Raw genomic sequence first — 14,236 nt, 5'->3', positions numbered from 1 at the left:
CACTCCCGGCATGCCGCGCCCCGCCGGTACCGCGACATCCATCGAGGCACCGGCCAGCGATACCGGCTGGACAGGCATGCCGTCATGGTACGAGCCGTTCACCGGGCCGCCGGGGGTGGCGAATTCAGTTCGGGCGGTAGCGCGCTCGCAGGTGGAAACGTTCGCCCTGAGGGCCGAGAATGCTCAGGAATTCCACCGCGCGGGCGTCGGCGTTGCCGAACCAGTGCGGGAGGTGGGTGTCGAATTCGGCGACCTCGCCGGTGCCGAGGATCAGGTCCTGGTCGCCGAGCACCACGCGCAACCGGCCGTCGAGCACATAGAGCCAGTGGTAGCCCTCGTGCGAGCGCGGCGCCGGCTCGCGGTGACCGCCTCCAGCGGGCAGGATCTGGCGGAATACCTGCAGCCCACCGGGATTGTGGGTCAGCGGAATGACGGTCATGCCGTCGCGTGTGAACGGTTGTGGATAGACGCGCGGGTCACCGCTCGCGGGCGCGCCGACGAGTTCGTCCAGCGGAACCCGGTAGGCCCGCGCGAGCGCCAGCAACTGTTCGAGTCCGGGTTTGCGCTGCCCGGACTCCAGCCGCGACAGGGTGCTGACCGGAATCGCTGTGCCGGCGGAGAGCTCGGTCAGCGTCCGCCCGCTGCGACGGCGCAGCTCGCGCAGCCGTGGTCCCAGCGCCGCCACTACCGGTTCGAACCCGTCGTCCACGCCTTCACCGTGCCCAGTGCACCGCCCGCAGCGCAAAGAAATTTGCCGGATCGTCAAAGGGTGGTGCCAGCCGCGGCGGCGGAAAGGGCGTTATCGCTGCGGGAGGGCTCGGTGTTTACACACCGCGGTTCAGATCACAGAACTGTTCCGGCTGGTAACGCTGGCCACGCCGTTCCCGACACCTCTCGTGACACACACGGCCCGTCGGGGGGCCTGTCCCGCTTTCTTGTCGGATCGAATTGGGGATCAGGACATGGCTCTTCGCGAGTTCATCAGACGGCACCGCATCGCCTCGGCGGCCGCCGGACCAGCAGTTTTGGGGGTGGCGGCCATTGTCGCGGCCTCGTGGGGCCTGATGGCGACACCCGAGTCCCGCGATACGCGGCTCACCTCGTCGGTCACCGAATGTCATGACATGGTGACCATCTCGGTGGCCGGTCGCAACGACAGCCCGGACCCGAACAAGACGGCCATGCTGGTCGACGCGAACGGCAACGCGCTGCCGGCGGCGCTGTCGAGTGACTACAGCAGCCACTGGGTCGATCCGGTGGTCAACGCACCCGCCGACAAGGTCGATCCGGGTTCCTACGCCGCGGTGTACATCGCGTATCCGGCGAATATGAGCACATACGAGCAGGCTGTCGACACCGGTGTGGCCAATGCCGAGAAGGTCATGCACGACATCGCGCAGGCCTGCCCCGACACCAAGTTCTCCATCGTCGGTTACAGCGAGGGCGCCGACGTCGCGCGCCGCGTGGCCATGGGCATCGGCCACGACCAGCCGGGCGCCGACGGCAAATACGATGTCGTCGACCCGAAAAACGTTCTAGGCGTGGTGATTCTGGCGGACGCGGGTCGTACCGCGGGCGATGGTCCGTTCCCCGGCGCCCACGATCCCAACCACCCCGACGGCTTCGATCAGAACTACCAGAACGGCAACAAGCCGATCTCCGGACAGGGCGCGCTGCCGGACCAGGCCGGCGACTTCGGTGCGCTGAACGGCAAGGTCGCCTCCTTCTGTTCCGAAGGCGATCTCACTTGCGCTGCGCCGCAGAACATTTCGCTGCTGCAACTGGCGGCGAACGTGGGCCGGCAGTTGAACGTCGACGCCTTGCAGAACGAGGGGCTGACGCCCGCGACGGGGCAGGACGTGGCGGTCACGCTCGGCCGGATCGCGATGAACGCCTTCTCCTACATCGCTTCGCAGCCGAATTGGATGGCGAGCAACGAGACCTTCCTGCAGGTGCTGTTGAAGGTGTCCGAGCCGGGCTACAAGCCGGGCGACCATCCGCCCACACCCGCTCCGGCACAGTCGATTTCGACCGATCAGATGGCGCCGCTGGCATATCTGCCGCAGAAGGTGCTCAACGAGATCATCGGCCTGATCGTCACCAACCAGAACACGATCCCGGTGATCATGAGTGATCCGTACCAGCTGACTTTGGGCCCCAACGGCACCGGGCACCACTTCGATTACTGGCGCGATTCCGATGCCGCGAACGGCAAGCCGATGACCTCGGCCGAGTACGCGGCGGCGTGGCTCACCCACCTGGCGCAGCAGGCGCAGGCGGGTCAGCAGATCGATCCGAAGTCGCAGCCGACCCAGGCCGACGTCCAGGCGGCGTACAAGACCGTCCAGGACAGCAAGGCGGCGGACACCAAGGCGGCCACCACGACGAGCCCCGCGGCCACCACCACTGCGCCCGCGCCGACGACAGCGACGCCGACGACCACCAGCACGACGCCGACCACCACGCCGGCCCCGACCACCACGACCACGACCGTCGCGCCGGCCGAACCGCCGGCTCGCACCCAGGTCGCGGCTCCGGTCGAGACCACGGCACCGCCCACCACTCAGCCGACGACCATCGAGCCGACCACCACGCAGCCGACCACCACATCGGCGGCGCCTACGACGACGGCCACGAAGTAGCCGACCACAGGTGAGCCGACCACGGCCGGGCCCGTCACGACGGGCCCGGCCGTGTCAGTTGGCCGCTCGCTCGGTGAGCATCGCGGCCGCGGTCAGTTCGACCGATCGGACGCGGTCGCCGATATCGGTGGCGTGGTGCACGAGGATCAGCTCGTCGGCGCCGATCGAGGCGGCGAAGTCGTCGAGGTAGTCGCGCACTTCGTCGGCGGTGCCGGCGGCGGTGTAGCGCGTCATCGAGGACAGCTGGGCGCCGTTCGGGGAGGCGAGGAAGGCGTCGATCTCCTCGTCGGTGAAGGTCGCCGTGCCGGCGCCGCGGGAGATCATCAGGCGGGCACGGGCCCGGTAGGAGACGGTCTTCTGCGCGATCGCCGCGTCGCGGGTCTCGGCGGCGAAGACGTTGGCGCCGGCCATCACATACGGTTCGGAAAGCTGCTCGGAGGCTCGGAACTTCTCGCGGTAGACCTCGATTGCCTGGTGAAGCGCGTCCGGTGCGAAGTGCGAGGCGAACGCGTACGGCAGGCCCAGATGCGCCGCGAGCTGGGCCCCGAACAGCGAGGAGCCCAGGATGTAGAGCGGCACGATGCCTTCCGCGCGCGGCACGGCCTCCACGCCGGGGATCCGCGACTGCCCACTCAGGTATCCCTGCAGCTCCAGAACGTCCTGCGGGAACGAGTCGGCCGAATGCGGATCGCGGCGCAGGGCGAGCATCGTCTTCTGATCGCTGCCGGGCGCGCGGCCGAGGCCGAGATCGATGCGGCCGGGGAAGAGCGTTTCGAGGGTGCCGAACTGTTCGGCGATCACCAGCGGGGAATGGTTGGGCAGCATGATGCCGCCCGCGCCGAGCCGGATCGTCTCGGTGTGTTCGGCGACGTGGCCGATGAGCACACTGGTGGCGCTGGACGCGATCGAGCGCATGTTGTGGTGTTCGGCGTACCAGACGCGCCGATATCCGCTGCGCTCGGCGGCCTGGGCGAGGGCGACGCTGTTGGCGAAGCTCTGCCGCGCGGTCGCGCCGGGTGCCACCGACGCCAGATCGAGGATGGACAGGGCGGTAGGCACAGTGGCGGTAGGCATGGTCGCTGCCTTTCGTACTCGGGGCGCGTCGATCAGAGCACGCGATGTAGTCGGTCGGTGAAGTGCCGGATGCGGGCCTCATCGCGGCGGTAGTAGGTCCACTGCCCGCGCCGGGTGGCGGTGAGGAAGCCCGCGCGCTGCAGTACCGCCAGATGGGCCGAGATGGTCGAGGCCGAGGTTCCGGCCCGGCGCTGGATCAGTCCGACGCACACGCCGAGCTCGGCCGAATCCTGGTCCAGTTCACCGAAATTCGCGTGCGGGTCCTTGAGCCAGTGCAGGATCTGCAGTCTGGTCCGGTTGGCCAGCGCCTTGCATTCCTCGAGCATCTCGCATTCGGCCTCGCTCACCTCGGCGAGGTCTCCCGCGCGGACCGATCCGCTGTCGCGCACATCCACCATCCTTCGGCATTTCGCTAATTAACGAATTTAGGCGCCGAACTGCGGCACGGCACTGTGTCACTGGTCACTACCGGTGATCGACCACGCGGTCGGCATCCGTGCCACGACGCCCGGATCCGCCCCCGCGACCACCTCGTTCCGCCCATCGGGATCATCGGTGACGCGTGGACGCCGAGCGCTCTACCGTGAGCGCAGACGAGTGCTGGGAGTGTGCGGTGACGGACTGGAACGAAGAAGTCGATGTACTGGTCGCGGGATCGGGCGGCGGTTTGGCCGGTGCCTATACCGCTGCGCGGGAAGGGCTTTCGGTGGCCGTGGTGGAGGCGACCGAGAAATTCGGCGGCACCACCTCGTATTCGGGCGGCGGCGGCGTGTGGTTCCCGTGCAATCCGGTGCTGCGGCGGGCCGGTGTGGACGATACCTTCGAGGACGCGCTGACCTATTTCCGCGCGGTCGTCGGCGATCGGACACCCGCCGACCTGCAGGAGACCTATGTCCGCAACGGCGCCCGGGTGATCGAATATCTGGAGAGCGACGACAGTTTCGAATTCCAGATGTTCCCGTGGCCGGATTATTTCGGCGCGGCGCCGAAGGCTCGCATCGACGGTAAGCGTCATATCGTTCCGGCGCCGCTGCCCGCCGCGACGCTGGGGGAACTCGCCGCCGCCGTGCGCGGCCCGCTGGGGACCGACCGACTGGGCGAGCCGCAGCCGGACTATCTGATCGGCGGCCGCGCGCTGGTCGGGCGGTTCCTGCTGGCGCTGTCGAAGTATCCCGACGTCTCGCTGCGGCTGAATACGCCGCTCGTCGAGCTGGTCACGGAGAACGGCGCGGTGGTCGGCGCGATCGTGGAACGCGAGGGCGCGCGGGTCGCGATCCGGGCCCGCAAAGGAGTTCTGCTGGCGGCGGGCGGTTTCGAGGGCAACGACGACCTGCGCCGGCGCTTCGGCGTCCCCGGCGAAGCAAGGGACACCATGGGGCCCTGGGGAAATCAGGGCAGGGCACACGAGGCCGGGATGGCGGTCGGCGCCGCTACCGATCTGATGGATCAGGCATGGTGGTCGCCGGGAATGATTCATCCCGACGGGCGTGCGGCATTCGCGCTGTGGTTCACCGGGGGCATCTTCGTCGACGGGGCGGGACAGCGTTTCGTCAACGAATCCGCGCCTTACGACCGGCTGGGCCGCGACATCATCGCCCGCCTGGACGAGGGCGCCATGACGCTGCCGTTCTGGATGATCTACGACGACAGCGCCGGTCCGGTACCACCGGTACAGGCCAGCAACGTGCCGATGGTGGATCACGAGGAGTATGTGCGCGCGGGGCTGCGCCACAGTGCGGCGACCCTGGACGAACTCGCGGAGAAGATCGGCATTCCGGCGCAGGCGCTGGCCGAGACGGTGCGGCGGTTCAACGACTTCGCCGACCGCGGCGTCGACGAGGATTTCGGACGCGGCGACGAGGCCTACGATCGCGCGTTCTCGGAAGGAAAGTCACCGCTGGTGCCGATTCGGAAGGGACCGTTCCACGCCGCCGCCTTCGGCATCTCCGACCTGGGCACCAAGGGCGGGTTGCGCACCGATACGGCCGCGCGGGTGCTGAACGAATCCGGCACACCGATTCCCGGGCTGTACGCCGCGGGTAACACCATGGCCGCGGTGAGCGGAACCGTCTATCCCGGCGGCGGCAATCCGATCGGGGCCTCGGTGCTGTTCAGCCATCTGGCCGCGCTGGACATGGCCGGACGCTAGTCCCCGCCGGCTTTGGGGCGGGCCCGCACGTGGGCGCGCTCGCCCTGTTTGCCGAACAGGCTCAGGAATTCGACGGACCGATCGTCGGCCGGGCCGAACCAGTGCGGGACGCGGGTATCGAATTCGGCGGCCTCACCGGGAGCCAGCACGAGGTCGTGTTCGCCGAGGATCAGGCGGAGACGGCCGTTGAGGATGTAGAGCCACTCGTAGCCCTCGTGCGTCTGCGGGTCGGGTTCGCCGCGCCGGTTCTCGGGGTGGATCACCATTTTGTAGGCCTGAATGCCGCCCGCGCGCCGGGTCAGCGGCAACATGGTCATCCCGTGCCGGGTGATCGGCCGCAGGTGGATGCGCGGGTCGCCGGTGGGCGGGGCGTCGACGAGTTCGTCGAGCGTGACGCCGTGCGCCCGGGCCAGCGGCAGCAGCAGTTCGAGGGTCGGCTTGCGGTCGCCCGATTCCAGCCGGGACAGGGTGCTCACCGAGATGCCGGTTGTCGCGGACAGGTCGGCGAGCGTGGTCTGGCGTTGTTGTCGCAGTGCGCGCAGCCGCGGGCCCACGGCGTCGAGCGCACGGTCCAGGTTGTCGTCCATGCTCCCATTTTGCCATTTCGGCAAAGAAGTTTGCCATGGTCTCGTTCTGTCCGGCACGGTGGTTCCCAGGAGGTGGTCATGGTGACCGATGAGCTGAACAGCAACTACGACGTGGTGATCGTCGGCGGTGGGGCAGCCGGATTGAACGGCGCGTTGATGCTGGCCCGGGCCCGCCGATCGGTGGCGGTGGTCGACGCCGACGCTCCCCGCAACGCCCCGGCCGACGGGGTGCACGGGCTGCTCGGCCGGGAAGGGATGCCGCCGGCGGAACTGCTCGCCCGCGGCCGGACCGAGGTGCGCGGCTACGGCGGGCACATCGTGTCCGGTGAGATCACCGGCGCGATCCGCGAGGACGGCGAATTTCTCCTCGAACTCGCCGACGGGCGGACCGTGCGGGCGCGCCGCCTGCTGGTGACCACCGGCTTGGTCGACGAGATTCCGGATATCGCGGGCCTGCGGGAGCGCTGGGGCCGCGATGTCGTGCACTGCCCGTACTGCCACGGATGGGAGGTCCGCGACCGCAGGATCGGGGTGATCGCCAACGGGCCGATGGCCGTGCACGGCGCGCTGCTGTTTCGGCAGTGGACCGACGATGTCGTCCTGTTCACCCACACCATGGACGCGCCCGGCGGCGAAGCGGCGGAAAAGCTTGCCGCGCGCGGCATTCCGGTGATCACGGGGGAAGTAGCGGCGCTGGACATCGCCGGGGACCACATCACCGGCGTGCGGCTCGCGGACGGAACGGTGGTGGCGCGCGAGGTGATCACCGTCGGCCCGCGCATGGTCGCGCGGTCCGAGGTCCTTCGCAAACTCGGTCTCGAACCCGTCGAACATCCCTCGGGCGCAGGCGAATACATCCCGACCGATGCGATGGGCCGAACCGACGTCGCGGGAGTCTGGGCCGCGGGCAATGTCACCGACCTGAGCGCACAGGTGGGTGCGGCGGCCGCGGCGGGCGCGTTCGCGGCCGCGCAGATCAATGCCGATCTGGTGGAGGAGGAGACGCGCCGGGCGGTGGAGCGGCACCGCCGCGGATTCTCCGCCGACGATGAGAGGGAGGTCGCCGAGCGCGTTCTCGGCGATCGGCGCCACGGCCTGTGAACTCGCACCCAGCGAAGGAGTCGACATGAGCGGCAGTCATGGGACCGGCGGTGACGCGACGGACGGTCACGCGCACCACGAGCACCGGCACGGCTCCGGCGGGCGTGAATTCGACCGGCACTATTGGGAACGGCGCTACCACGGTGCCGGTTCGGCCTCCGAAACCGAAGCCAATCCCCACCTCACCGGCGAGCTCGCCCACCTGAAGCCCGGCACGGCCCTGGACGCCGGCTGCGGCGAGGGGGCGGAGGCGATCTGGCTGGCCCGGCACGGCTGGCGGGTCACCGCCGTCGACATCGCGGCGGCGGCGGTCACGCGCGGCCGGGAGCGGGCCGATCGGGCCGGCCACGATATCGCCGGCCGGATCGATTGGCATACGGCGGATCTGACGCAGTGGAACGCGGGTGTGGACCGGTTCGACCTGGTCTGCGCATGCTACGTGCACCCGGTCGATTCGAACGACGCCCTGTTCGAGCGCCTGGCCGCCGCGGTGGCGCCGGGCGGAACGCTGTTCATCGTCGGCCACGCCCCCGGTGACCACGAGTCGGCCGCGCACACCTCCGCTTCCCACGTGCACGTCACCGCCGAGCAGATCGCCGAAGGGTTGGCGCCGGATCGCTGGGATATCCAGCTGGTCGAGAGCCGGACGCGGTCCGTGGTCCGGCCGACCGGGGAGGCGATCACGCTGCGGGACAGTGTGTTCCGCGCTCGGAAGCGGTGAGCGCCGCCGGATCAGCGGCGCTCGTGGAGCAGGAGCAGACCGTAGGCGGCGATGGTCTGGGAGTCGGTGATGTCGCCGGTGCGGATCATCCGTTCGACGGTGTCGCGGTCGAACCACTGCGAGCGCATGTCCTGTTCCTCGGGTTCGCGTTCGGGTTTGCCGGCGGTGAGACCGGTCGCCAGATAGGCGTGACCGCGTTGGGCCAGCGTGGCCGGAGCGGCGTCGAGGATGCCGAGGTGGGTCAGGTCGGTGGCGCGCAGACCGGTCTCCTCGCGCAGTTCGCGGCGGGCGATCTCGACCGGGTCGTCGGACTCGCCACCCGGCAGCGCGCCCGCCGGGAACTCCCAGCATCGTTGCCCCAGTGGATATCTGAACTGCTCGACCAGATGCAGGCGGTCGCCCTCCAGCGGTACCACCACCGCGAATTCCGCCCGGTGCACCACGCCGTAGATGCCGGTGGAGCCGTCGGCGCGGCGAATACTGTCCTCGCGGACCTCGATCCAGGGATTCCGATACACGATGCGGGAGGTGAGCGTCCTCATTCGTCCGCCTCCCGGTGCTGCGTCGAGGTGGCCATGCCGCGACCCTACGCGCCGAAGCCGCGGGGCGGCCGGGATCGGCGTGGGTAGGCTGCCGGAGTGAGTGCGAATTCCGATGCGGTGGCGGCCGCATACGACGAGGTAGCGGAGCTCTATACCAACCTCTTCCGGGATGCGATGGTGAACGCGCCGGTCGATCGGGCGATGTTGGGACTGTTCGCGGAGTTGGTACAGGCCGAGGACCGCGGGCCGGTGGCGGATCTGGGATGTGGGCCGGGCCGGATCACCGGATATCTGGATGCGTTGGGGCTGAACACTTTCGGGCTCGACGCGTCGGCGGAGATGATCCGGATGGCCCGCGAGGCCCATCCGCACCTGCGATTCGAACACGGTTCGATGGAGCAGCTGGACGTCGCCGACGGTGAGCTCGGCGCAATCGTGGCCTGGTACAGCATCATTCATATGCGGCCGGAACACCTGCCGGAGCTGTTCGCCGAATTCGCTCGCGCGCTGGCCGCCGACGGCTATCTGATGCTGGCGTTCCAGGCCGCCGACGACGGCGCCGATCGGCAACCGTACGACCACAAGGTGGCGCCGGTGGTGCGGTGGTCGCCCGAACGCCTCGCGGAAATGCTGCGGCCGCACGGGTTCGTCCCGGTGACCCGGATGGTGCGCCCTCCGGAGCCCGACGAGCGGTGCCCGCACGGGTATCTGCTGATGCGCAAGTCCGCGACACCCGGCGGATCGGACGCGGGTCGTGCGAATTCGTGATATCCAGGGCTGATGCGCGACTCCTATGACGTCGTCATCGTCGGCGGCGGGCACAACGGGCTGGTGGCCGCGGCGTATCTGGCACGCGCCGGACTCTCGGTGCTGGTCCTCGAGCGGCAGGACCACACCGGCGGGGCGGCGGTGTCCGAGCGGGTTTTCGCCGGGATCGATGCGCGACTGTCGCGCTATTCGTATCTGGTCAGCCTGCTTCCGGACCGGATCGGCCGGGATCTGGATCTGCGGTTCCGGACCCGCGAACGGCGGATCTCCTCGTACACGCCCGTCGGCGACACCGGATTGCTCATCGATACGGCCGATGCCGGGCGTACCCGCGAGAGCTTTCGCCGCGTCACCGGATCCGACGCGGATTTCGAGGCGTGGCAACGGTTCTACGCGACGACCGCGCGGGCAGCGCAGCGGCTGTCTCCGACGATGCTGCGACCACTGCCGACCCGTGCCAAACTACAGCGGACGCTCGATGACCCGGATGCCTGGGAGATGCTGTTCGAGCGGCCGCTCGGTGACACCGTGGAGGCGCGATTCCGGGACGACACGGTGCGCGGTGTGGTCTTCACCGATGCGCTGATCGGCACGTTCACCCATGCGCACGATCCCGCGCTGCGGCAGAATCGCTGCTTCCTGTACCACGTGATCGGCAACGGGACCGGCGAGTGGAACGTGCCGGTCGGCGGGATGGGCGCGCTCACCGATGCCCTCGCCGATGCGGCACGGCGGGCGGGTGCGCACCTGCGCACGTCGTGCACGGTGACCGGGATCGACACCGACGGCGACACGGCCCAGGTCCGGTTCGACACACCGGACGAATCCGGTCTGGCGGAGGCCCGCCACGTCCTGGTCAACGCGGCGCCCGCGACCCTCGCCCGGCTGTTGGGTGAGCCGGCCGACGCGATGCCGGAGGGCAGTCAGTTCAAGGTGAATATGCTGCTGCGCCGACTGCCCCGGCTGCGCACCGATATCGATCCGCGCGAGGCGTTCTCGGGCACGTTCCACATCGCGGAGGGATACGACCAGCTCGAACGGGCATATCGCGAGGCGGCCGGCGGGCGATTCCCCAGCGCCCCGCCGTCGGAGATCTACTGCCATACGTTGACGGATCCGTCGATTCTGAGTTCCGACGCCGCCGCACAGGGCATGCACACACTGACCCTGTTCGGTTTGCACACGCCGGCAGCCCTTTTCGAGCACGGATCACGCGACGAGCTGCTGGCATCGACGCTGCGTCAGCTGGATGCCGTTCTCGCCGAGCCGATTTCCGAATGTCTCGCCGCGGATGCCAACGGCGATCCGTGTATCGAGGCCAGAACGCCGTTGGACTTGGAATCCGAACTCGGCCTGCCGCGCGGCCATATCTTCCACGGCGACTTGGAGTTTCCGTTCCGCACAGACGACGATTCCGCGCCCGCCGCCCGCTGGGGCGTCGGCACGGGCCATCGCAACATATTCCTGTGCGGCGCCGGCGCGGTCCGCGGCGGTGGAGTGAGCGGAATCGGCGGTCACAACGCGGCCATGGCGATACTGGAGATCACCGGCCGCACCACCCCGACATCGGACTAGCTCACCATCCGCGAGTGAGCCGCGGCCGGTCAGCCGAAGCTCGGGCGCACCACCGAATTGGCGGTGACCCGATAGGTGCTGAGGACGACGCCGTTGTCGAGCACCTCGGATTCGGCGAGGGCGAGGGTGGCTTCCGGCTCGACGGCCTCGAACAGCCGCAGGCCCCTGCCCAGCAGGACGGGATAGACGACCAGGCGGTACTCGTCGACCAATTCGTTTTCGCGCAGGTACTTCACCAGCGAGGCACTGCCGAAGACGAGCAGGTTCTGCTCGGTCCGCAGTTTCGCGATGCCGGCGGCGAGATCGCCCTCGATGCGCTGGGCGTTCCACTCCAGATCACGCAGCGAATCGGTCGCCACATACTTGGGCATGCTGTTCATCTTGTCCTTGTACGCACCCTCTTCCGGGTGGTCCGGCCAGGACGCGGCGAACATCTGATACGTGGTGCGGCCCAGCAGCAAGGCGTCGGCCGCCTCCAGCTCACCGGATTTGTAGTTCGCGATGCCGTCGCACCAGAAGGGCGCGGTCCACAGCGGATCCTGGATGAATCCGTCCAGCGAAACGAACTCGGCGACAACGATCTTCCCCATGATTGTTCTGCTCCTCTGCAACCGGTGATCGGCCGGATCGGCCGATGCGTTCGAACCATGAAGACGGGACGAACAACGCTAACTAATCGGTGCGCAGAAAAACGCGCTGCGGAGAAACGCGGATCAGCTCACCGTGGAGAGACGGGTGCGAGGTTCGGTCAGCCATTGCAGCCAGTGCGGGCCGATCATGGCCGCCAGTTGCTCGTAGCCCGGCGCGCCGGGGTGGTAACCGTCGCCGTCGCGCAGTTCGCGCATCCAGATGTCGTTGTGGCGCAGGGGTTGGTGAACGCGGAGATAGTGAACCTGTTCACGGGCGCACATTTCGGTGAAGCGATCGTCCAATTCGATTGTGCGCGCGTTCTGTTCGTCATCGATGCAGGGCGGTGGCGCGACCACCAGGGCGGTCCAGTCGAGTTCGGCGCAGCGGCGCAGCATGCGGCGGAGATTGGCCGCGGACTCGTCGGCCGGCACCCGAATCGCCTCGTTTTCCCACAGCGTGTCGTTGACGCCGAAGCAGAAGACGACTCGGGCGTCGACCTCGCCGGATAATCGCTGTCCGCATTCGGCCTCCCAGCGGGCGGCGATATCGGACGAGGTCTGGCGACGCACCCCGAGGTTGTAGTAGGTCAGCGGTATTCCGGCCGCGGTCGCACGCCCGGCGAGCCGGCCCGCCCACCCGAGGCACTGCGGATCTCCCAGTCCCGCAACCAGAGAATCCCCCACGAAACAGACCCGAACGTCGCGCACCACCGGCTGATGGTTGCACAAACCGGGACGAACTCGGCGCGGTACCGGGAACGCAATAAGATCGGCGGGTAGTCCGGGAGGGAGCTTGTATGTTGTCCGAGGCGCCGTTGCCGCGCTGGTTCATCGATCTGCTGGCACATCGGCGATGGATTCGTCGCACCCGTCCCTTTCCCCATGTCTACGTTCGTGACGTCTTCGTCGCCGAGTTCTACCAGCGGCTCGCGGTCGAATTCGACCGGGTGCGCACCGATCGGCCGGACCTGTTCGGTCCGGTGGCCGCGGGGTACGGCGCCTCCGGCGCGAGCCTGACCCGGATGCGTAACGGACCGCTCGAGGTCTTCCTGTCGCGGGCCTGGCACGACCTGATCGAACGGGTCGCGGGCGTTCCGGCCAGCGGCGATGTCGAGGGCTCGCTCCACCATCACCCGCCGGGAAGTCCGCGCGGCTGGCCGCATCACGACCTCACCCCGGCCTGGTTCCCGGGGGCAGCGCCCGGACCGGACACGGTCGGCCTGCCGGGCGACGATATCGATCTGAAGTCCGGCGCCCGGCTCGCGGGGGTGCCGGCGCGGGAAATGGTGCGCGCCGTCGCGGTGCTGTTCTATCTCGGCAACGGCGAGTGGAAGCCGGGCGACGGCGGCGAGACGGGACTGTTCGCCGATATCGGCGCCGCGGAGCCGACGCCGACGGTGATCGTTCCGCCGGTGGACAATTCGATGGTCGTCTTCGAATGCACGCCGCGGTCCTGGCACACCTTCCTCGGCGCCAACACCGCGGCCCGCAACAGTGTGGTGATGTGGTTGCATCGGCCGAAGGAGCAGGCGGCGAGCCGCTGGGGAGGGGATCGCATTGTCCACTGGTGACAACCGTCGAGTGTGCCTGGTCACGGGAGCGGGTGGGCGACTGGGCGATGCGTTCTGCCGCGCGTACTACCAGAACTACGACATCGTGGCCGTCTGCCGCACTCGTGTTCCGGCCGCGCCCTCCCAGGAGGAATGGTTCATCGATCCGCTGGAACCCTGGCAGCCGGTTCCGGAGAACGACTCCCGCATCTTCGTCGTCCGCGCCGATCTGGGCCGTGCGGGCGAGGCCGAGCGAGTGGTGGATCTGGCACTGGCGAAATTCGGCGCGGTCGATCTGCTGGTCAACAATGCGGCGCGGCTGGATCTGCAGCCGAACGGGCTGGTCGACGGCGACACCGCCCTCGACGCGTTCGCGCCGCAGTTCGCGATGAACGTCGAGGTGCCGCTGCGGCTGGCGACGCGGCTCGCCCAGCGCTGCTGGCTGCATCGCGGTGACGAGAATCGGGCGCGCAATCGCAATATCGTCAACGTCTCGAGTTTGTCCGGATCGCGGGTCTATTCCGGCGGGCAGGCCGTCTACTCCGCGACCAAGGCCGCACTCGACCACCTGACCAGGCATATCGCCGCGGAATTCGCCGAATTCGGGGTCCGCGCGAATGCCGTCGCCCCCAATTCCTTTCCCGCGCTGGTGCCGACCGAGCTGGTCGCGGCCGCGATCGCCGAACTCGACACCGGCACCATGACCGGCGGCATCTTCAGCGTCGGCGACACCGACGCACCCCAACCCGTCACGGCCGGTCCGGGATCGCCCGGGTGACGCTGCGCCCTGCCGGTCCGCGAAGACCCGGGCCCTCGCGCGGTGGCCCCGGCACGGCGCACACGCCTACCTGCGCGAACCGGGGGAACGGCGTGTTGCCGACGGGCGCTCGAACGGCCT

15 protein-coding genes are annotated in these 14,236 nt (G+C 68.6%); 8 read left to right on the top strand and 7 right to left on the bottom strand.

The window, feature by feature from the left end; genetic code table 11:
* Window positions 1-124 precede the first annotated feature (124 nt).
* Window positions 125-709 (bottom strand): helix-turn-helix domain-containing protein, encoded by a 585-nt coding sequence (locus tag NA3_RS27105; RefSeq protein ID WP_062966472.1) that lies wholly within the window; start codon window positions 707-709, stop codon window positions 125-127.
* Window positions 710-962: 253 nt separating this feature from the next.
* Between NA3_RS27105 and NA3_RS27100 the strand changes: the two genes are divergently transcribed.
* Window positions 963-2,642: a cutinase family protein gene (locus NA3_RS27100; RefSeq protein WP_062966471.1), complete on the top strand. Its 1,680-nt coding sequence runs from the start codon at window positions 963-965 to the stop codon at window positions 2,640-2,642.
* A gap of 54 nt (window positions 2,643-2,696) precedes the next feature.
* On the opposite strand, the gene NA3_RS27095 is transcribed toward NA3_RS27100, so the two are convergent.
* Window positions 2,697-3,701, bottom strand: coding sequence for an LLM class flavin-dependent oxidoreductase (locus tag NA3_RS27095; RefSeq protein ID WP_128145667.1), 1,005 nt, complete (start codon window positions 3,699-3,701; stop codon window positions 2,697-2,699).
* 47 nt (window positions 3,702-3,748) lie between these two features.
* Entirely contained in the window at window positions 3,749-4,105 is a 357-nt protein-coding gene (locus NA3_RS27090) for an ArsR/SmtB family transcription factor (RefSeq protein ID WP_227995609.1), read from the bottom strand.
* 224 nt (window positions 4,106-4,329) lie between these two features.
* On the opposite strand from NA3_RS27090, the gene NA3_RS27085 reads away from it, so the two are divergent.
* Window positions 4,330-5,865 carry an FAD-binding protein gene (locus NA3_RS27085; protein ID WP_062966618.1) on the top strand — a complete coding sequence of 512 codons (1,536 nt, stop codon included), beginning with the start codon at window positions 4,330-4,332 and terminating at the stop codon, window positions 5,863-5,865.
* Here the strand turns inward: NA3_RS27085 and NA3_RS27080 are convergent.
* Window positions 5,862-6,452 (bottom strand): helix-turn-helix domain-containing protein, encoded by a 591-nt coding sequence (locus NA3_RS27080; protein ID WP_062966469.1) that lies wholly within the window; start codon window positions 6,450-6,452, stop codon window positions 5,862-5,864. The two genes, NA3_RS27085 and NA3_RS27080, sit on opposite strands and share 4 nt — an antisense overlap.
* 78 nt (window positions 6,453-6,530) lie before the next feature.
* On the opposite strand from NA3_RS27080, the gene NA3_RS27075 reads away from it, so the two are divergent.
* Both NA3_RS27075 and NA3_RS27070 read left to right on the top strand, forming a co-directional pair.
* Window positions 6,531-7,553, top strand: coding sequence for an NAD(P)/FAD-dependent oxidoreductase (locus NA3_RS27075; protein ID WP_062966468.1), 1,023 nt, complete (start codon window positions 6,531-6,533; stop codon window positions 7,551-7,553).
* 25 nt (window positions 7,554-7,578) lie between these two features.
* On the top strand, window positions 7,579-8,274 hold the full coding sequence (locus NA3_RS27070; RefSeq protein WP_084491899.1) for a class I SAM-dependent methyltransferase: 696 nt from the start codon (window positions 7,579-7,581) through the stop codon (window positions 8,272-8,274).
* A gap of 11 nt (window positions 8,275-8,285) precedes the next feature.
* On the opposite strand, the gene NA3_RS27065 is transcribed toward NA3_RS27070, so the two are convergent.
* The gene (locus NA3_RS27065) at window positions 8,286-8,816 is read right to left on the bottom strand and encodes an NUDIX domain-containing protein (protein WP_062966467.1); all 531 of its coding nucleotides are present in this window, start codon (window positions 8,814-8,816) and stop codon (window positions 8,286-8,288) included.
* A gap of 96 nt (window positions 8,817-8,912) precedes the next feature.
* On the opposite strand from NA3_RS27065, the gene NA3_RS27060 reads away from it, so the two are divergent.
* Together NA3_RS27060 and NA3_RS27055 are read left to right on the top strand one after the other, a co-directional pair.
* On the top strand, window positions 8,913-9,584 hold the full coding sequence (locus NA3_RS27060) for a class I SAM-dependent DNA methyltransferase (protein WP_062966466.1): 672 nt from the start codon (window positions 8,913-8,915) through the stop codon (window positions 9,582-9,584).
* Between the two features lie 12 nt (window positions 9,585-9,596).
* Window positions 9,597-11,159, top strand: a complete 1,563-nt coding sequence (locus NA3_RS27055; protein WP_062966465.1) for a phytoene desaturase family protein — start codon at window positions 9,597-9,599, stop codon at window positions 11,157-11,159.
* A 29-nt stretch (window positions 11,160-11,188) separates the two neighbouring features.
* On the opposite strand, the gene NA3_RS27050 is transcribed toward NA3_RS27055, so the two are convergent.
* Both NA3_RS27050 and NA3_RS27045 read right to left on the bottom strand, forming a co-directional pair.
* Complete coding sequence (locus tag NA3_RS27050) at window positions 11,189-11,749, bottom strand: dihydrofolate reductase family protein (protein ID WP_062966464.1); 561 nt, start codon at window positions 11,747-11,749, stop codon at window positions 11,189-11,191.
* Between the two features lie 123 nt (window positions 11,750-11,872).
* Window positions 11,873-12,499, bottom strand: coding sequence for a GDSL-type esterase/lipase family protein (locus NA3_RS27045; RefSeq protein WP_062966463.1), 627 nt, complete (start codon window positions 12,497-12,499; stop codon window positions 11,873-11,875).
* Window positions 12,500-12,585: 86 nt separating this feature from the next.
* On the opposite strand from NA3_RS27045, the gene NA3_RS27040 reads away from it, so the two are divergent.
* Both NA3_RS27040 and NA3_RS27035 read left to right on the top strand, forming a co-directional pair.
* On the top strand, window positions 12,586-13,359 hold the full coding sequence (locus NA3_RS27040) for a 2OG-Fe(II) oxygenase family protein (protein WP_062966462.1): 774 nt from the start codon (window positions 12,586-12,588) through the stop codon (window positions 13,357-13,359).
* Window positions 13,346-14,116 (top strand): SDR family NAD(P)-dependent oxidoreductase, encoded by a 771-nt coding sequence (locus NA3_RS27035; RefSeq protein WP_233427334.1) that lies wholly within the window; start codon window positions 13,346-13,348, stop codon window positions 14,114-14,116. The genes NA3_RS27040 and NA3_RS27035 overlap by 14 nt, the downstream gene beginning before the upstream one ends.
* Window positions 14,117-14,236: the final 120 nt, after the last annotated feature.

Source organism: Nocardia africana NBRC 100379, assembly GCF_001612635.1.
Taxonomy (GTDB): domain Bacteria; phylum Actinomycetota; class Actinomycetes; order Mycobacteriales; family Mycobacteriaceae; genus Nocardia; species Nocardia africana.
The sequence above is the reverse complement of the archived record's forward strand: the minus strand, read 5'-3'. Positions and strand labels throughout refer to the sequence as shown.